General features: G+C 42.3%; 16 protein-coding genes. 13 read left to right on the forward strand and 3 right to left on the reverse strand.

From position 1 onward, the window contains the following. Positions 1-4 precede the first annotated feature (4 nt). The 3 genes from DER53_RS12765 (at position 5) to parC (ending at position 4,986) form a co-directional block, all read left to right on the forward strand. Complete coding sequence (locus DER53_RS12765) at positions 5-424, forward strand: CoA-binding protein (RefSeq protein ID WP_015863861.1); 420 nt, start codon at positions 5-7, stop codon at positions 422-424. A 141-nt stretch (positions 425-565) separates the two neighbouring features. Continuing rightward, a complete protein-coding gene (parE, locus tag DER53_RS12770; RefSeq protein WP_205423746.1) occupies positions 566-2,542 on the forward strand; it encodes a DNA topoisomerase IV subunit B in 1,977 nt (658 codons plus the stop codon). Continuing rightward, entirely contained in the window at positions 2,542-4,986 is a 2,445-nt protein-coding gene (gene parC, locus DER53_RS12775; RefSeq protein ID WP_062754052.1) for a DNA topoisomerase IV subunit A, read from the forward strand. The genes parE and parC overlap by 1 nt, the downstream gene beginning before the upstream one ends. A 37-nt stretch (positions 4,987-5,023) precedes the next feature. Here the strand turns inward: parC and DER53_RS12780 are convergent, their stop codons facing one another. Next, positions 5,024-5,728 carry a MerR family transcriptional regulator gene (locus DER53_RS12780; RefSeq protein WP_062754050.1) on the reverse strand — a complete coding sequence of 235 codons (705 nt, stop codon included), beginning with the start codon at positions 5,726-5,728 and terminating at the stop codon, positions 5,024-5,026. A gap of 266 nt (positions 5,729-5,994) precedes the next feature. On the opposite strand from DER53_RS12780, the gene treP reads away from it, so the two are divergent. The 7 genes from treP (at position 5,995) to DER53_RS12815 (ending at position 14,979) form a co-directional block, all read left to right on the forward strand. Continuing rightward, entirely contained in the window at positions 5,995-7,410 is a 1,416-nt protein-coding gene (treP, locus tag DER53_RS12785) for a PTS system trehalose-specific EIIBC component (protein ID WP_062754048.1), read from the forward strand. 117 nt (positions 7,411-7,527) lie between these two features. Continuing rightward, positions 7,528-9,219, forward strand: coding sequence for an alpha,alpha-phosphotrehalase (treC, locus tag DER53_RS12790; protein WP_062754046.1), 1,692 nt, complete (start codon positions 7,528-7,530; stop codon positions 9,217-9,219). A gap of 23 nt (positions 9,220-9,242) precedes the next feature. Beyond that, positions 9,243-9,956: a trehalose operon repressor gene (gene treR / locus DER53_RS12795; RefSeq protein WP_062754044.1), complete on the forward strand. Its 714-nt coding sequence runs from the start codon at positions 9,243-9,245 to the stop codon at positions 9,954-9,956. 141 nt (positions 9,957-10,097) lie between these two features. Then, positions 10,098-11,510 carry a Na+/H+ antiporter NhaC family protein gene (locus DER53_RS12800; protein ID WP_062754042.1) on the forward strand — a complete coding sequence of 471 codons (1,413 nt, stop codon included), beginning with the start codon at positions 10,098-10,100 and terminating at the stop codon, positions 11,508-11,510. Positions 11,511-11,715: 205 nt separating this feature from the next. Next, entirely contained in the window at positions 11,716-12,147 is a 432-nt protein-coding gene (locus DER53_RS12805) for an acyl-CoA thioesterase (protein ID WP_062754040.1), read from the forward strand. 98 nt (positions 12,148-12,245) lie between these two features. Then, on the forward strand, positions 12,246-13,745 hold the full coding sequence (locus DER53_RS12810; RefSeq protein WP_062754038.1) for an aminotransferase class V-fold PLP-dependent enzyme: 1,500 nt from the start codon (positions 12,246-12,248) through the stop codon (positions 13,743-13,745). Between the two features lie 70 nt (positions 13,746-13,815). Next, a complete protein-coding gene (locus DER53_RS12815; protein WP_062754036.1) occupies positions 13,816-14,979 on the forward strand; it encodes an acyl-CoA dehydrogenase family protein in 1,164 nt (387 codons plus the stop codon). A gap of 26 nt (positions 14,980-15,005) precedes the next feature. Here the strand turns inward: DER53_RS12815 and speE are convergent, their stop codons facing one another. Then, positions 15,006-15,878 carry a polyamine aminopropyltransferase gene (speE, locus tag DER53_RS12820; protein ID WP_062754035.1) on the reverse strand — a complete coding sequence of 291 codons (873 nt, stop codon included), beginning with the start codon at positions 15,876-15,878 and terminating at the stop codon, positions 15,006-15,008. Positions 15,879-16,014: 136 nt separating this feature from the next. Then, complete coding sequence (locus DER53_RS12825; RefSeq protein WP_062677923.1) at positions 16,015-16,458, reverse strand: Rrf2 family transcriptional regulator; 444 nt, start codon at positions 16,456-16,458, stop codon at positions 16,015-16,017. Positions 16,459-16,630: 172 nt separating this feature from the next. On the opposite strand from DER53_RS12825, the gene hmpA reads away from it, so the two are divergent. The 3 genes from hmpA to purU all read left to right on the forward strand — a co-directional run bounded on the left by hmpA (position 16,631) and on the right by purU (position 19,900). Beyond that, the gene (hmpA, locus tag DER53_RS12830; RefSeq protein WP_062754033.1) at positions 16,631-17,866 is read left to right on the forward strand and encodes an NO-inducible flavohemoprotein; all 1,236 of its coding nucleotides are present in this window, start codon (positions 16,631-16,633) and stop codon (positions 17,864-17,866) included. An 85-nt stretch (positions 17,867-17,951) separates the two neighbouring features. Next, positions 17,952-18,923 carry a peptide-methionine (R)-S-oxide reductase MsrB gene (gene msrB / locus DER53_RS12835; RefSeq protein WP_015863874.1) on the forward strand — a complete coding sequence of 324 codons (972 nt, stop codon included), beginning with the start codon at positions 17,952-17,954 and terminating at the stop codon, positions 18,921-18,923. Between the two features lie 74 nt (positions 18,924-18,997). After that, complete coding sequence (gene purU / locus DER53_RS12840; RefSeq protein WP_062677921.1) at positions 18,998-19,900, forward strand: formyltetrahydrofolate deformylase; 903 nt, start codon at positions 18,998-19,000, stop codon at positions 19,898-19,900. The last annotated feature ends 31 nt before the right edge of the window (positions 19,901-19,931 follow it).

The following is a 19,931-nucleotide window of genomic DNA, read 5'->3' on the forward strand; positions in this document are numbered from 1 at the left end:
GCTTATGCCAATTACAAATCCAAGTCGAGAAGAAATCCGAGAAATTTTGCAAAAAGCAAAACGCATCGCCGTTGTTGGATTATCAAACAATCCGGAACGGGAGTCATATATGGTGGCGAAAGCGATGAAAGATGCCGGCTATGAAATTATTCCCGTCAACCCTATGATCGAGGAATGGGAAGGCATTAAAGCAGTAAAGAAATTAACCGATATTGACGGGCATGTCGATATTGTCAATGTATTTCGCCGTTCCGAGCATTTACCGGAAATCGCCCGCGAATTTGTGCAAATTGACGCTGATGTATTTTGGGCGCAGCTTGGCGTCGTCAATGAAGAAGCTTATGAATTTTTAAAAGAAAAAGGATATACGGTCGTGATGGATCGCTGCATTAAAGTAGAACACGCGCTAACGAAACAACATTAAACGGAATCGACCATCTTTTTAGATGGTCATTTCCATTTTTAGAGGGAATTTTGTCGGAAACGGTAAAATAAGCGTAGACGCTGACGAATTTTATGTTACAATAAAACAGAAACAAATGTTCTTGTTTTTGTTGAAAGGGGAATGCATGTGACAAAACAATCCGTATATGAATATAACGATGATGCGATTCAAGTATTAGAAGGACTCGAAGCGGTGCGGAGGCGGCCGGGAATGTATATCGGCAGCACCGACAGCCGCGGTCTGCATCATCTTGTCTATGAAATTGTCGACAATTCCGTTGATGAAGCGTTAGCGGGGTACGGAAATTATATTCTCGTAAAAATACATAAAGATAACAGCATTACCGTACTTGACGAAGGGCGCGGCATGCCGACGGGAATGCATAAGCTTGGCAAGCCGACGCCGGAAGTGATTTTAACGGTTTTACATGCCGGCGGCAAATTCGGGCAAGGCGGGTATAAGACGAGCGGCGGCTTGCACGGAGTCGGTGCATCGGTCGTCAACGCTTTGTCGGAATGGCTTGTGGTGACGATCCATCGTGACGGTTTTATCTATCAACAACGTTTCGAACACGGAGGAAAACCGGTTACAACACTAGAAAAAATCGGGACAACCAACAAAACAGGTACAATCATTCAATTTAAGCCAGATCCGACCATTTTCAGCACGACAACGTTTAACTACGAAACGTTAAGCGAACGTTTGCGCGAATCTGCGTTTTTGTTAAAAGGGCTAAAGATCGAGCTCATCGATGAGCGGACCGGCATGCGCGATGTGTTTTATTATGAAAACGGGATTGAGGCGTTTGTTGAATATTTAAATGAAGACAAAGATGTTCTCCATCCTGTCGTTTATTTTGAAGGGGAGCAAAACGGCATTGAAGTCGAATTTGCTTTCCAATTTAACGACGGCTATTCGGAAAACGTGCTTTCGTTCGTGAACAACGTGCGCACCAAAGACGGCGGCACGCATGAAGCGGGCGCAAAAACGGCGATGACGCGCGTGTTTAATGAATATGCGCGTAAGATGGGGCTGTTAAAAGAAAAAGATAAAAACTTGGAAGGATCGGATATTCGCGAAGGGTTGTCCGCCATCATATCGGTAAGAATTCCGGAACACCTGTTGCAGTTTGAAGGGCAGACGAAAGGAAAACTAGGAACAAGCGAAGCCCGTTCAGCCGTTGATGCGGTCGTATCGGAACATTTAACATACTTTTTGCAAGAAAACCCTGATATTAGCACGATGCTGATCAAAAAAGCCATTCGGGCATATCAAGCGCGGGAAGCGGCTCGAAAAGCGCGCGAGGAAGCGAGAAGCGGGAAGAAGCGAAAAGGAAAGGAAACGGTATTAAGCGGAAAATTGACGCCGGCGCAATCGCGCAATCCGAAGAAAAACGAATTATATTTAGTCGAAGGGGATTCGGCAGGCGGTTCGGCGAAACAAGGGCGCGACCGCCGTTTTCAGGCGGTATTGCCGCTGCGCGGAAAAGTGATTAACACAGAAAAAGCGAAGCTTGCCGACATTTTGAAAAACGAAGAAATCAATACGATTATCCACGCGATCGGCGGGGGAGTCGGACCGGATTTTTCGCTTGATGACATTAACTATGACAAAGTGATTATTATGACGGACGCGGACACGGACGGCGCGCACATTCAAGTGTTGCTTTTAACGTTTTTTTATCGGTACATGCGGCCGCTCATCGAAGCGGGAAAAGTATATATTGCCCTGCCGCCGCTATATAAAATTAGCAAAGGTACAGGAAAAAAAGAAATCATCGAATACGCGTGGACGGATGAACAATTAAAAGAAATCGTGAAAAAGTTCGGCAAAGGTTATACCATACAGCGCTATAAAGGGCTTGGCGAAATGAACGCCGATCAATTATGGGAAACGACCATGAATCCAGAAACACGCACGCTTATTCGCGTGCGGATTGAAGATGCGGCCCGGGCGGAGCGCCGCGTAACAACATTGATGGGCGATAAAGTCGAACCGCGCAGAAAATGGATTGAAGCAAACGTCGCATTCGGATTAGAAGACGACCCAAATATTTTAGACAATGAGCATGTATTTGTTGCAGGAGGGGATTATTGATGGCAGAAAGGTTGCTAGATTTGGCGCTTGAGGATGTGCTTGGCGACCGCTTTGGCCGCTATAGTAAATATATTATTCAAGAGCGCGCGCTTCCCGATGTTCGGGATGGGTTAAAGCCGGTGCAGCGCCGCATTTTATATGCGATGTACATCGATGGAAATACGGCGGACAAACCGTTTCGCAAAGCGGCAAAAACGGTCGGGAACGTCATCGGAAATTTTCATCCGCACGGAGATTCGTCCGTCTATGATGCGATGGTGCGGATGAGCCAAGATTGGAAGCTGCGCAATGTATTAATTGAAATGCATGGAAATAACGGAAGCATTGACGGCGATCCGCCGGCAGCGATGCGGTATACCGAAGCGCGCTTGTCGGCGATTGCCTCGGAATTGCTGCGTGATATTGAAAAACAGACCGTCGATTTTGTCCCGAACTTTGATGATACGACGAAAGAACCGGTCGTGCTGCCGGCGATGTTTCCGAATTTATTAGTCAACGGCTCTACCGGCATTTCGGCGGGATATGCAACCGAAATTCCGCCGCACCATTTAGGTGAAGTGATTGATGCGGTGATTATGCGCATCGACAAGCCGAACTGCACCGTTGATGAGCTGATGACGGTGCTGCACGGCCCTGATTTCCCAACCGGCGGCATTATTCAAGGGAAAGACGGCATTAAAAAAGCGTATGAAACGGGAAAAGGAAAAATTATTATTCGCGGAAAAGCGGTGATTGAACAAGCAAAAGGCGGGAAAAAGCAAATTATCATCACGGAGCTTCCGTATGAAGTAAATAAAGCGAATCTCGTTAAAAAAATAGATGAGCTTCGTTTCGATAAAAAGCTAGACGGCATTTCCGATGTTCGCGATGAAACGGACCGCACCGGACTACGCATTGTGATTGAACTAAAAAAAGATGCCGATGCGGAGGGAATTTTAAATTATTTATATAAAAATACCGATTTGCAAGTACCGTACAATTTTAATATGGTCGCCATTCATAAACGTCATCCGAAACTGCTAAGCCTTCCAGAACTGTTGGACGCATACATTGAGCATCGAAAAGAGGTCGTGACGAACCGCTCGCAATATGAGTTGAAAAAAGCGCATGAGCGCCAGCATATTGTCGAAGGCTTAATGAAAGCTTTATCGATTTTAGATGAAGTGATCGCGACCATTCGTGCTTCCCGTGATAAGCGCGACGCCAAAGACAACTTAATGGCGAAATATGAGTTCACCGAAGCACAAGCGGAAGCGATTGTATCGCTGCAACTATATCGATTAACGAACACAGATATTACCGCATTAAAACAAGAAGCGGAACAGTTGGAAAAAACGATTCAAGAACTGACCGCTATTTTAAATGATGAAAAGAAATTGCTTGCGGTGATTAAAAAAGAATTAAAAGCGATGAAGAAGCAATATGCCGATGAACGAAGAACGGTAATTGAAGATGAAATTGAAGAAATTAAAATTAATTTGGAAGTGATGATTCCAGCAGAAGACGTGATTGTCACGGTGACGAAAGAAGGATATGTGAAACGAACGAGCTACCGTTCATACAGTGCTTCGAACGGTCAGGACTTCGGCATGAAAGAATCTGACCGGCTGCTTTCGCAAATGGAAATGAACACGACCGATGTGTTATTGTTGTTTACTCGCCAAGGAAATTACTTGTACTGTCCTGTTTATGAACTGCCAGATATTCGTTGGAAAGATGTCGGTCAGCATATTTCCAATTTGATCCCGCTCGATCGGAATGATGAAATTATTGCCGCTGTTCCTGTCAAACAGTTTGATGACTCATTAAGCCTTATTTTTGTCACCAAACGAGGCATGGTGAAACGAACGGAGCTGGCGCAATATAAAGTCCAGCGGTATACGCGCCCGCTTGTCGCGATGAATGTAAAAGAAGATGATGAAGTCATACACGTCTATGTGACGGATGGACAACAAAGCCTATTGCTTGTAACGAATCAAGGATACGGATTATGGTTTGATGAAGCGGAAATAAGCACGGTTGGCGTGCGCGCTGCTGGTGTGAAAGGAATTAATTTAAAAGAAGGAGATTATGTTGTTTCCGCTCATCCAATCGGGAAAGAAGAACACATGTATTTAGTGATCGCGACACAACGGGGAGCCATGAAAAAAATGCCGTTAAGTGAATTTGAAAAAACATCGCGCGCTAAACGTGGAGTTGTCATGCTTCGTGAGTTAAAAACAAATCCGCACCGCATCGTCGCTTCTATTTTAACGGAAGGGGACGATGATGTATTGTTTATTCGCACCGAAACGGGCGTAACCGAGACGATTTCCACCGCTTCGCTGCGCACTGCAGATCGTTACAGCAATGGTTCCTTTATCATCGATAGTGATGAAGCGGGGGCCATCATGGATATATGGAAACAACCATCTAACATGTTAGGAAAAGAGGAGATGGAATAAGTCAAAAAACAACTCGGCAAATATGCCGAGTTTTGTTTTACCAAAATTTCCACCACTTATTCGAACGCTTCGTGTCAGTGTTAGCCGCTGCTTGGCGGAAGGAAACAACGAGCTCGCGAAACGCTTTTTCGCGCTCCATGATTTGTTCTTCATAGAGCTTTCGTTCTTGTTCCCGCTTCGCTTTTTCTTCCTGTAAAAATGTAACGACGTTTTCGAGATGTTCATGAATTTCTTCCGTTTCTTGCTGCAATGTTTTTGTATATTGCGTTAGTGAGTCATGGATTTCTTGTTTGGTAGATACGGAGTTTTCACGAATTTCGTCCACGTATAACTTCATTTCTTTCATTGCTTGCTCTAACACTTCCGTCGTTTCTTTTTTGAGCTCGCCAACGATTTCCTCTTTCATTGTCCTCGCCACTTGTTCGGCTATGTAATAAGTATCATGGCGTAAAGGGCGCGGAATATCAATCACCTCTCCTTCCATTACCGTTGTTTCCAATCCAACGTTTTGTTTCTGTTGTTCTGCCTGTAAATATTGAATGATCTCTTGTTTCGTTTTTTCCTCAGCAAACCATTGTTTAATTTTTGCAAATTGCTCCAGTAATGCATCGTTATAAATGCGTGCCCCCTGTTTTGTCCGCGGAATTGTAATGTATTGTGCAAACTCTTTTTCCCATTCTTTTAAGATTCGCGGAGCGACTTTCACTTTTTTTGCCGCTTCCTTTAGTGTGTATGATTTCATCTTGTTTTGTTCATCCTTTCTCTATCAAAATCGCTATATATTTATTTCCAAATCAATCATTTATTTTCCTGCTAATTTACAAAATATAACAAAAGAAGTGATAGTTAGAGAAAAAGTAACAAAAAATGTCGAAAATAAATGTTGACGAACTTGTATATACAGGTTAGAATAAAATTGACTTGTATATACAAGTTTTTTTGAAAGCGATTCCTGAAAACGGTTAAATGAATTTCGTTTTTTAGAAAAAAGATCGGGGAGGTTTCCTTATGGGGGCATATGAACAATCGGTTGCTAAAATTGTCGAAGCAATTGGTGGAAAAGAAAATATTGTTGCCGCCACCCATTGTGTCACGCGTTTGCGTTTTGCGTTGAAAGATGAGGGGAAAGTCGATAAAGAGGCATTAGAAAGCATTGATATTGTAAAAGGTTCATTTTCTGCGAACGGTCAATTTCAAGTGGTTATCGGACAAGGGCTTGTCGATAAAGTATATAACGAAATGGTGGAAATGACCGGCATTGGAAGAGCGACAAAACAAGAGATTAAAGATGCGGCAGAAGCGAAGTTAAATCCGCTGCAACGCGCCATTAAAACATTAGCAGATATTTTTATCCCGATTTTGCCGGCGATTGTGACAGCTGGTTTGTTGATGGGGATTAACAACATCTTAACAGGTCCGGGTATTTTTTATGAAGGCAAATCGTTTGTCGAAGTGCACAAAGAATGGGCAGATCTTGCTAGCATGATTAACCTTATTGCAAATACGGCGTTCGTCTTCTTGCCTGGCTTAATCGGATGGTCGGCAGTGACAAAGTTTGGCGGAAGCCCGCTTTTGGGAATTGTCCTCGGTTTGATGCTTGTCCATCCTGATTTGTTAAATGCATGGGGATGGGGAGCAGCGAAAGAAAAAGGGGAAATTCCTATTTGGAATTTATTCGGATTTGAAGTGCAAAAAGTCGGATATCAAGGCCAAGTGCTGCCGGTGCTTGTAGCGTCTTATGTACTTGCGAAAATCGAGCAATTTTTACGTAAACGTATACCGGATGCATTTCAATTGTTGCTTGTTGCACCGCTTGCGTTATTAATTACGGGCTTTTTAGCATTTATTGCAATTGGACCGATTACGTTTGCGATCGGAAATGCGATTACAAATGTATTTGTCAGCATTTTTGATAACGTTCCAGCGATTGGTGGCTTTTTGTATGGGGCATTATACGCACCGCTCGTTGTTACGGGAATGCATCATACGTTTTTACCGGTCGATTTGCAGTTGATTGCAAGCACAGGTGGTACGTTCTTATGGCCGATCCTTGTCATGTCAAACGTTGCCCAAGGTTCTGCGGCATTAGCAATGATGTTTGCTGCAAAGGATGAAAAGTTAAAAGGTCTTTCTTTCACCTCCGCAGTATCTGCTTATCTTGGCATTACCGAACCGGCGATGTTTGGGGTAAACTTGCGTTTCCGTTATCCGTTCATTTCGGCGATGACGGGTGCGGCGATTGCCGGAATGTTTATTACACTAAATAAAGTCATCGCTCCATCGATTGGCGTTGGCGGTTTGCCAGGGTTTTTATCGATCGTACCGCAAAAGTGGGCACCATTCTTTATCGGAATGGCAATCGCCATTATCGTACCGTTTGCCTTAACGTTTGTACTCAGCAAGTTCCGTAAAGAAAATCGATAACGGATATGTAATTATAAAACTATGTTCTAAATAATCAATTTAACATGCCATTGGTGAACGTTCGCCAATGGTATCGTTTTTATCTTTTATCTATAATAGAACGAGGTGATAGCGACAATGAAACAACAGCCATGGTGGAAAAAAGCAGTCGTATATCAAATTTATCCAAAAAGCTTTAAGGATACAAACGGTGATGGAATCGGTGATTTGCAAGGAATTATCGAAAAGCTCGATTATTTGAAACTGCTTGGTGTGGATGTGATTTGGCTGACGCCGATTTACAAGTCACCGCAGCGTGACAATGGCTATGATATTAGTGACTATTTTCAAATTCATGATGAATATGGCACGATGGAAGATTTTGATCGATTGTTAGAAGAAGTGCATCGGCGCGGCATGAAGTTGATCATGGATATGGTTGTCAATCATACGTCTACGGAGCATGAATGGTTTAAGCAGGCACGTACATCGAAAGATAATCCGTATCGTGATTTTTACATTTGGCGAGATCCAAAGCCGGACGGAAGTGCTCCAACGAACTGGCAGTCGAAGTTTGGCGGTTCGGCATGGGAGTACGATGAGAAAACAGGGCAATATTATTTGCATTTATTTGACGTGACACAAGCGGATTTAAACTGGGAAAACGAAGAGATGCGCCGCCGTATTTATGACATGATGCATTTTTGGTTCCAAAAAGGAGTGGACGGGTTCCGTTTAGATGTCATTAACTTGCTATCGAAAGATCAACGATTTCTTGACGATGACGGTTCGGTGCCGCCGGGCGACGGCCGCAAGTTTTACACCGACGGACCGCGCATTCATGAATTTTTGCAAGAGATGAACCGGGAAGTATTTTCGAAATACGATATTATGACGGTCGGGGAAATGTCATCCACAACAATTGACCATTGCATCAAATATACAAATCCTAATCGCCGTGAGTTAAATATGACGTTTAATTTCCATCATTTAAAGGTCGACTATCCGAACGGGGAAAAATGGGCGGTCGCCGATTTTGATTTTCTTGCACTAAAGCGAATTTTATCGGAATGGCAAGTCAAGATGCATAAAGGCGGCGGCTGGAATGCGCTCTTTTGGTGCAACCATGACCAGCCGCGGATTGTATCGCGGTACGGCGATGATGGAAAATATCATAAAGAGTCAGCGAAAATGCTGGCAACGGTCATTCATATGATGCAAGGGACGCCATATATTTACCAAGGAGAAGAAATTGGCATGACCGACCCGAAATTCGAGCGGATTGATGATTACCGCGATGTTGAGTCGCTCAATATGTACCGCATTTTGCAAGAACGAGGAAAAAGTGAACAAGAAGTGCTTGAAATTTTAAAACGGAAATCGCGCGACAATTCGCGGACGCCGATGCAATGGGACGACAGCGAACATGCCGGATTTACGACAGGCACGCCTTGGATTCGCGTTGCCCCGAACTATAAACAGATTAACGTGAAAAAAGCGCTGGAAGATCCGACATCGATTTTCTATCATTATCAACGGCTCATTCAACTTCGTAAACAATACGACATAGTTACGACTGGAGATTATCAGCTGTTGCTTGAAGATCATCCGGATATTTTCGCTTATTTGCGAAACGGAGAGAATGAAAAACTGCTTGTTGTGAATAATTTTTACGGAAGAGAAACGACGTTCATATTGCCTGATGACGTCGATGTAAGCGGCTATTCGAGCGAAATATTGCTTTCTAACTATGATGATTCATCAAGCGATTTTCGGACAATATCGCTTCGCCCGTACGAATCGATTGTTTATTACTTGACCAAATCGTGATACAATACATGTCGGTGAGCGAAATGTATGAAAATAAATATTTATCCATTTATCACGATCTTGTGGAAAAAATTCGTCAAGGACATTGGAAACCGTACGATAAACTGCCGTCAGAAAACGAACTTGCCGAACGATATAACACATCGAGAGAGACGATTCGCAAAGCACTCAATTTACTATCCGAACATGGTTATATCCAAAAAATGAAAGGAAAAGGCTCGATCGTTTTGGATGTTGGCAAATACGATTTTCCGGTATCTGGGCTAGTGAGTTTTAAAGAATTGGCCCAAAACATGAAACAGCCTGTAAAAACGATCGTAAACGAGTTGGAAGTAATTAAACCAGATCCATATTTAAAGCGGCATTTGCACGCGACAAGCAAAGACGAAATATGGAAAGTCATTCGTTCCCGTGAAATTGAGGGAGAACGAATCATTTTAGACAAAGATTTTTTTCATAAAAAATATGTTCCGACGTTGACGCGGGAAATATGTGAAGATTCGATTTATGAATATTTGGAGAAACAGTTAAAACTGAAAATCAGTTTTGCGAAAAAAGAAATGTTTGTCGATAAAGTCAATGACGAGGATCGAAAATATTTAGATTTAAACGGCTATGACCATGTTGTGGTTGTAAAAAATTTCGTCTATTTAGATGACGCTACGTTATTTCAATATACAGAGTCGCGCCACCGTCTCGATAAATTCCGTTTCGTCGATTTTGCAAGGCGGAAGTAAACGAACACTTGCCATCTCGCAAGTGTTCGTTTCTTTCTTATATTTATATCTAATAAAACTATGTTCTAAATAATCAACATTAAATGATAATAATTTTTCATCATTATGGCTATCCTTGTAACGACGAAGGTGGTGAATTGGATGGAAGGAACGTGGTTGTCTTTATTGCCGTTTCTAGTTATCATTCCGCTTGCAATTTGGCTCAAAGAGATTCTTCCTGGGCTTGTCATTGGATTAATCATTGGTGCGTTTTGTTTGGAAAGAAGTGTGCTTCCCACAATCGAGCGAGCGGTAGCCACGCTTTTAAAAGCGATCAGTGATTTAGAGCACATGAAAGTAGTTGCGTTTTTATATTTATTTGGTTCATTAATTGGCATGATTCAAATTACAGGCGGAATTAAAGGATTTGTGCAATGGATTAGCGAAAAGCTTCATTCGAAGCGAAGGCTACTGTTATTTATATGGCTTACCGTACCGTTTACTTTTTTTACGCCGATGTTTCGTATTATGTTGCTCAGTCCTGTGATGAAATCCATCCTTGGGAAATTTCGTATTGACCGACGGAGAATGGCGTATATGATTGATGTGTCAACAGAACCAATTATCGTTCTTCTTCCCGCCGCGACGGCGTTTGTAGGGTTTATGATGTCGGTAGTAGCGGGGGCGCTCGAGCAAAATGGAATCCATAAATCAGCTTATCATCTTTTTTTAGCAAGCTTACCGTACAACTTTTTCGCCATTATCGCGCTTTTTGTTGGATTGATGACCACATTTATGAATGTGAGGATTGGAAGAAATGAGAAAAAGAGAGAAAAAGAAAAAACAAATCAGTTTCACCAATTGGGGCTGCGGAAAGAGTTGGCGTTAGTAACAGGGGAACCGCTTCATTTGTTTTTTCCGCTTTTTCTTGTGCTTGTGCTGACGTTTTTTTTCTTTTGGTACAGTGGGACAAAAAATGGGGCTGTTACCTTTTTCGATGCATTTTCACGAGCCGATGCGACGCTGGCGATGTTAATGGCATTGTTTGTGACGATCATTGCAACGGCCGTATTTTATCTTATCAGGCGCCAGCCGTTATATGAACTGATTTATCATTTTTTTGACGGCGGCAATCAATTAATGGCACCGATTGGAATGCTTCTTCTCGTTTGGGCAGTGTCGCTGACCGCAGATGAATTAGGGTTTGCCACTTACATTTCATCGACATTTGGGACATGGCTTCCGAAAGAAGTCGTTCCCGCTGCTGTATTTGTCATCGGTTCGTTTGTTTCTTATTTTATCGGCACATCATGGGGAACGTGGGGGATTTTTATGCCGCTTGGCGTAACGTTAGCGGCAGCGACAGGAGCGCCGCTAGCGATGACGATCGGAGCGGTATTTGCAAGCGGAACGTTTGGTGCTTTCGCATCTCCGTTAGGCGATACAACTATTACAACCGCGTCAATTATGGATTTAGATTTAATGAGTTATGCGAAATATAAATTACGTATTTCACTATTGTGTGGAATATTATCGGTGATTGCCTATCTAATTGCACCGATCTTTTTCTCGTAACGACATCGATCGACGTTTCCATCGATGTCGTTGCGTTTTTTATTAAAAGCATTTCAGCATATTCGACTATCGCTGCCTATTATTAATAAATAAAACTATGTGCTAAATAATCAATCAAAACAAAAAAATAGTTGAATCAACCAAAAAATATAGCTATGATAAAAACAACATACTGACTAGTCAATAGAAATTAGGGGGGAGTTTTATGGCAACTCATACAACGACCGTAAACATTCGTTTTTGTGAAACGGATGCGCTTGGGCACGTCAGCAATACAAGCTATTTTATTTATCTCGAAGAAGCACGCATTCGCATGTTTGAAGAGTTAGGGTATGGAAGTGATATAAAAGAATGGCGGTTTATTCTTGCCTCGACAAAATGTGATTTCATCAATCAAGCGTTTTTCGGCCAACGATTAAAAATCGAAACAAACGTTTCAAAGATCGGAAATAAAAGTTTCCAACTTGTTCATCGTATTTTAGACGAAAAAACAGGAACGTTAATTGCGCTAGGTGAATCAACGGTTGTTTACTTTAACTTTGAAACGCAAAAAAGTGAGCCGATCCCAGATGATTTAAGAAAGCAGCTGGAACAATACACAATTCCCGAATCGAAACAAGCAGCGAAAAAGGAATAACCAATGAGGCTGTCTAGCAAGACTAGGCAGCTTTTTTTATTGACCAATTTTTCGCGGCTACATACTGTATGAATATACTAAAGGAAAGGAGGATGTTCGTGGAGATAAAAGCAACCATCGGTGAGACGACATTTACATGCCGCGGAGAGTTGGAAACGTATTTTCAACCGTTTCGTGAAGCAACCATTGGGACGAATGTGACATTTTCCACTCCATTTGGACAACAGAAAATGATTTATGCCGATTGGACAGCAAGCGGCCGTTTGTATGCGCCGATTGAACGAAAAATAACAGAAGAACTTGGCCCATTTGTTGCCAATACGCATACCGAATCAAACGTGACGAGCACAAAAATGACGTTGGCATACCAATATGCAAAAGAATTGATTAAACGCCATGTCCATGCGGATGAACATGATGTCATTATTATGGAAGGAGCGGGGATGACTAGCGCGGTAAATAAACTACAGCGGCTGCTTGGCTTAAGGGTGCCGGAACAGTGGAAGTCCCATCTTAAGCTTCCCGATGAGAAGCGTCCGGTTATTTTCGTCACACATATGGAACATCATTCTAATTTATTATCATGGGCAGAAACCATTGGAGAAGTGGTTATGATTCGCCCGACTGCAAATGGGGATGTGGATTTGGAGCATTTCCAGCAATTATTGCAAGCATACGCGCATCGCCAGCTGAAAATCGGCGCTTTTACCGCATGTTCCAATGTAACAGGTATTCAAACGCCGTATCATCGGTTAGCAAAAATGATACACGAACATGAAGGAATTTGCTTTGTTGATTTTGCTGCCTCCGCTCCATACGTCACCATCAACATGCATCCTGATGACCCGCTAGAAAAATTAGACGGTATTTATTTTTCACCGCATAAGTTTTTAGGAGGACCTGGAAGCGCTGGCGTACTTATTTTTGATGCGCGGTTGTATCAAAACCGCATCCCTGATCATCCTGGAGGAGGGACAGTCATATGGACCGATCCGTGGGGGAACTATAAATATATTAAAGACATTGAAACTCGGGAAGACGGGGGAACACCGCCGATTTTACAAACGATAAAAGCAGCGCTGGCCATTAAATTAAAAGAAAAAATGGGTGTTGAACGCATCTTGAAGCGGGAAAAAGAATTAACAACACTTCTTTTGTCCCATTTAAAGCAAATACCGCGCGTTCATATTTTAGAAGGGCACCGGGAAGACCGGCTTGGCATCGTATCATTTATTATTGAAGGAATGCATTATAATTTAGTCGTAAAGCTTTTGAACGACCGCTTTGGCATCCAAATGCGCGGCGGCTGTTCATGCGCTGGTCCATACGGCCATTATTTGCTTGGAATTGACAAAGAGCAGTCGAAAAACATTTTGATGCAAGTCGAACAGGGAAACTTACTAATCAAGCCAGGATGGGTTCGTATTTCAGTTCATCCAATCATGACAAATGAAGATATATACCATATCATCCGGGCGATCCGCCATATTGTGCGTCACGAAGACAAGTGGAAGCAAGAGTATATATATGACCATGCGAAAAATGAATTTTACCACCGTCATGATGACCGTGATGTTCGTCACTTATTCATTCTTTAATTGCATATTGTTTCCATCCCCGCTTCATACATTGTACAATAAAACCATAATGGAAAAGAAGGGGAGACTTATGAACGAACTATATCATTTATTTCTTCGCACAGAGCGGGAGCGAAACTTGTACGAACGGGCACGGAATCTTGCTGAGCGATTCCAAAAGCGCGCTAGATGGCATGATGAACATGCCGAATTTCCGTTTGAAAATTTCGATGACTTAAAAGAGGCGCGCTTTCTTTCTCTTACTGTTCCTAAATCATATGGCGGGGAAGAAATTTCCCTTTACGAATTTTTGCTCATTCAGGAAACGATCGCCCAAGGGGACGGCGCGACGGCGCTATCGCTCGGCTGGCATTTAGGCATTATCATGAACCTTGCAGAGACGAAAAAATGGCCGCTATCTGTTTTTGAACGAATTTGCCGAGAAGTCGTGGAAAAGCAAATTTTACTAAATAGCGCTCATTCTGAAGAAGCGACCGGAAGTCCAGCGCGCGGCGGAAAACCGGAAACAACCGCGGAACACCGCAGCGGCCGCTGGGTGATTTCCGGCCGAAAAACGTTCACTTCGCTAGCTCCGGCGCTTGATTACTTTATCGTATCCGCAACTATTCAAGAAACAGGAGAAGTCGGAAACTTTCTGATTCCGAAAACAGCGGCGGGGTTAAAAATTGAAAAAACGTGGGATACGCTCGGCATGAGAGCGACACGAAGCGATGATGTTATTTTAGAAAATGTGGAAGTGGAAGAAGAAGCACTTGTCGAAATGCTTAGTTTGCCAAAAGCAAAAAGTCATGCTCAAGGGTGGCTTTTACACATTCCTGCGTGTTATTTAGGAATCGCTATCGCCGCGCGCAATGAGGCGATCGCATTCGCAAAAACGTATCAGCCAAATAGTCTTTCTCACCCGATTGCGGAAGTACCGGAAGTGCAGAGAAAAATCGCGCAAATGGATATCCATTTGATGGCAGCACGGCATTTTATGTATTCCATTGCCGATCAATGGGACCGTTATCCAGAGAAGCGGGCACAAATGAAAGAAGAATTAGCAGCCGTAAAATATATTGCAACCAATACCGCTGTCGATGTCGTTGATTTGGCCATGCGCATCGTCGGAGGAAAAAGTTTATTTGCTGAGAATCCATTGCAGCGGCATTACCGGGATGTCCGCGCCGGATTACATAATCCGCCCGCCGATGATATTACGGTTTCGATCGTGGCAGGGCGCGCTTTACAATAAAGAGCAGTCTAGCGACTGCTCTTTCCTTACTTTTCAAGCGCCTTTTTCAAGAATTGAGGAAGTTGGAAGCATTGTTTTAATATTCCTTCGTTAACATATTTCGTATCTGATGGAATGGTTGTATTTTCCGGAAGTGAAAGAGGTTTCGTTGAACCGATGGTAAAGCTCCACAATCCGCCTGGATATGTAGGAACAGTCGCTGTGTATACTTGGACATGCGGGAATAATTCGCAAATATTTGCATACGTTTGGCGTAAAATGTCTAAATGGAAAATTGGCGATTGACTTTGGCAAACCATTAATCCATCATCTTTTAAAGCACGGTGGACATTGGCATAAAAGTCGCGTGAAAAGAGCGCTTCAGCCGGACCGACTGGGTCAGACGAGTCGATAATAATCACATCATATTCACTTTCACGTTCTTTTACAAAAGCAACCCCATCATCATAAATAAACTGTACTCGCGGATCGGATAAGTTTCCGGAAACTTCTTGTAAATGTGCTTTGCAAGATTGCACTACTTTTTCATCAATTTCAACCATATGAATTTCTTCGACATGTTTATATTTCGCTACTTCTCTAGCCGCACCGCAGTCTCCGCCGCCAATAATAAGCACTTTTTTTGCCGATGGATGGAATTGAAGCGGTACGTGAGAAATCATTTCGTTATAAATGTGGCCGTCAATCGATGTCGTTTGCACGACTCCATCGAGTACAAGCATACGTCCGAAATCGTAAGAATCTAAAATCATGACATGTTGGAAATCAGATCGTTCGGAGAAAATAATGTCTTTAATGCGATAGCTAATTTTTAAATTTTCGCGGTCATCTTCTGTTAACCAGAGTTCACCGTTTTGGACTTTTACATAAGGTGGTAATACATTTTGTACGTGTTTCATTGTGGCCTCCTTTTAATTCTTGTTTGTTTTTCTCATGCCTTTCTAATATTAATATATTTTACGAAATGTGACAAACGTATGTCTTTGTTTTAAAAAAATATGAATGGAGCTGTTCTTTGTTTGAGGGACAGCTCCTTTATTGTTTTTCTTTGCGGAAAATCATCTGTAAGTGTTGTTTATTGCTGAGCAAATCCGCTAATGTGTATGAATCTAGCACTTGTAAAAACGATCCTAGTGCTTCGTGAAGCACACGCTTTAACTGGCAAACAGGGGTAAGGACGCAATGATTGCCATGTCCGGCAAAACATTCGACGAGCGACAAATTTTCTTCCGTGTTGCGGACGACTGATCCAATTCGAATCTCTTCTGGTTTTCTGGCTAGCCGAATTCCACCGTTTCGTCCGCGTATCGTTTCAATATAGCCTAATTTTCCAAGTTCATATACGATCTTACTTAAATGGTTTTCTGAAATAGAAAATGTCTTGGAAATTTCTTTAATATTGGTTTTTTCTTCAGGATCGAGCGTTCCTAAAAAGAGAAGAACACGCAAAGCATATTCGGTATAGTTTGTCAGCTGCATTTGTTTCACACCTTTAAAATTAGCTTCTTTAGTACTATTCTATCATAATCCATCCCTCAAAAAAAATTGTGAACAATTTGTTAAAAATGTATTTGAAATATTGCTTTAAAAAAACAACTATGATTCAATAAACATGTATTTAAAATACATCTTTTTTTGGGGGATATGAGAAATGAATGCAACAACGAAATCATTAAGCCAAAAAACGATTGAAATTATCAAATCAACGGTTCCAGTACTTGAACAACATGGGGAGCAAATTACGAAGTGGTTTTATCGAACCATGTTCTCAAATCATCCAGAGCTGCTCAATATTTTTAACCATGCTAACCAAAAACAAGGACGACAACAACGGGCGCTTGCACAAGCCATTTACGAAGCAGCAAAGCATATCGAACATCTGGAAGCGATTATGCCGCTTGTCCAACAAATCGCTCATAAACATTGCAGCTTAGGGATCAAACCAGAGCATTATCCGATTGTTGGAAAACATTTGCTGCTTGCGATTAAAGAGGTGCTTAAAGAGGCGGCGACAGACGAAATTATCAATGCATGGGCCGAAGCATATGAGATAATCGCAGATGTATTTATCAAAGTAGAAGCGCAATTGTATGAAGAAGCCGCATCCAAACGTGGAGGATGGAAAGATTTCCGCCGCTTTATCGTACAGAAAAAAGTAAAAGAAAGCGATGTCATTACATCGTTTTATTTCGTCCCTGAAGATGGAGGAGAAATTAGCGAGTATTTGCCAGGACAATATGTCAGTGTCAGAGTCTCTATTCCAGGGGATCAATATACCCACATTCGCCAATACAGCTTATCCGATGCGCCAGGAAAAGGCTACTATCGCATTAGTGTGAAAAGAGAAGCGGCAACAGCAGACAAACCGGCTGGTATTGTTTCGAATTACTTGCATGATCATATTCAAGAAGGCGATGTGCTTGAGTTAAGCGCGCCATTTGGTGTTTTCACGCTCGATATGGCCAAAGAAACACCGATTGTACTCATTAGCGGCGGTGTCGGAATTACGCCACTGATGAGCATGGCAAGTACGGCAGTTTCGCGTCAACCTAATCGCCAAGTAACGTTTATTCACGCGGCGATCAATGGAAACGTCCATGCGTTCGATCAAGATTTGCGCCGCTTAGCGGAACATCCAGCATTTTCGTATCATGTTTGCTATCAGTCTCCTTCAGAAGAAGACCGAAAACATCCTTATTTCGGAAAAGAAGGGTTCATTGATTTATCTTGGATACAATCCGTTGTCTCGAATAAAGAAGCAGATTTTTATTTCTGTGGGCCGATTCCATTTATGAAAACGGTCTATCATGCATTAAAAGAATGGGGCGTTTCCGACGAAAATATTCATTACGAATTTTTTGGCCCAGCCGGCGATTTAACGAAGTAATGATTGAATACGCAGTAGACACCTTTCCGTTTGGAGGAAGGTGTCTTTTTTGATATGATAAATAAAAAAGGAGGGAAAGTAACGGATGGGATATGAATTAGCAACATTCGCGGGCGGCTGTTTTTGGTGCATGGTTTCGCCATTTGAAGAACAGCCTGGAATTATCAGCATCATATCCGGGTACACAGGCGGTCATAAAGAAAACCCAACGTATGAGGAAGTATGTTCACAAACAACAGGGCATTACGAAGCAGTACAAATTACGTTTGACCCTGACGTATTTCCATATGAAAAACTTTTAGATATTTACTGGCGCCAAATCGATCCGACCGATGACGGCGGACAGTTTCATGACCGTGGCGAATCGTATCGGACAGCGATTTTTTATCATAACGAAAAACAGCGCCTACTCGCTGAAAAATCAAAACGGGAATTAGAAGAAAGCGGACGTTTCTCCAAACCGATTGTCACAAAAATATTGCCTGCATCGACATTTTACCCGGCTGAAGAATATCATCAAAACTATCATAAGAAAAGACCTCTTCACTATAAAATGTATTATATCGCTTCAGGACGCGATGCGTTTTTGAAAGAACACTGGCGGGATAAAGAACGAGAGGAAATGTTGCGAAAAAAGCTGACTCCTCTTCAATTTGAAGTGACGCAGCGAAACGGGACGGAACCGCCGTTTGACAATCCATATTGGAATAACAAACGGGAAGGAATATATGTAGATATTGTTTCCGGGGAACCGCTCTTTAGCACGAAAGATCAATTTGACGCAGGATGTGGCTGGCCAAGCTTTACAAAGCCACTTCATCCAGAAAATATTAAAACGGAGCTCGATTTAAGTCATGGGATGATACGTACGGAAGTACGGAGCCGTAAAGCCGATTCTCACCTGGGCCATGTCTTTAACGACGGTCCGGAGCCAACCGGTCTTCGTTATTGTATTAATTCTGCCGCATTACGCTTTATTCCAAAAGAAGATTTAGAAAAAGAAGGATATGGGGAATATTTATCCTTATTTGAAGCGGACGATAAGGAAAATAAATAAAAAAACGGTTGGCATTCCGACCGTTTTTTTATATGATGAAGGTTAAATGAATATTATAGGGGGAAGATAGTCACATGCATACATTTCGCGAACATCGATGGCAATCATTTCTACAAAACTATGAAAATCGTGCTCGTTTGTTAATTTCATGTCCGGATAAACCGGGTATCGTCGCGTCTGTAACATCGTTTTTGTACGAACAAGGCGCAAATATTGTCGAATCTAGTCAATATTCTACCGATCCGGAAGGTGGCACCTTTTTCTTAAGAATCGAATTTGATTGTCCGAATATCGCGTTGCGAAAGCAAGAAATTGAATCCGCTTTTCAGCCGATCGCCGAGTCGTTTCATATGGATTGGCGCCTTCGCTTACATAATGATGTCAAACGAATTGCTATATTTGTTTCCAAGGCAGAACATTGTTTACTAGAGTTATTATGGCAGTGGCAAGCGGGTGAATTAATTGCCGATATTGCGCTTGTGATAAGCAATCATGAACATCTCAGAAGCACAGTAGAATCGGTTGGCATTCCATATTTCCATATTCCTGTTACGAAAGAAACGAAAGCGGAAGCCGAGCAAAAGCAAATCGAGCTGCTAAAAAAATATGAAGTGGATACGATTGTGCTCGCCCGTTATATGCAAATTTTATCCCCAGCATTTGTCGCTGAATTTCCGGGAAGAATTATTAACATTCATCATTCCTTTTTACCAGCGTTCATCGGAGCAAGACCGTACGAACGGGCGTATGAGCGAGGCGTGAAACTAATTGGCGCAACTTCGCATTACGTAACCGATGATTTAGATGAAGGTCCGATCATCGAACAAGACGTTGCCCGTGTTGACCATCGCCACCATCCCGATGATTTAAAACGAATGGGAAGAATTATTGAAAAAACCGTGCTTGCCAGAGCCTTAAAATGGCATTTGGAAGATCGTGTCATCATTCATGGAAACAAAACGATTGTCTTTTATTAAGTAGGTATGATCAAAAAAAGAGGAGGCAGGG

It is taken from the genome of Parageobacillus toebii NBRC 107807, from assembly GCF_003688615.2.
GTDB classification, from domain to species: domain Bacteria; phylum Bacillota; class Bacilli; order Bacillales; family Anoxybacillaceae; genus Parageobacillus_B; species Parageobacillus_B toebii.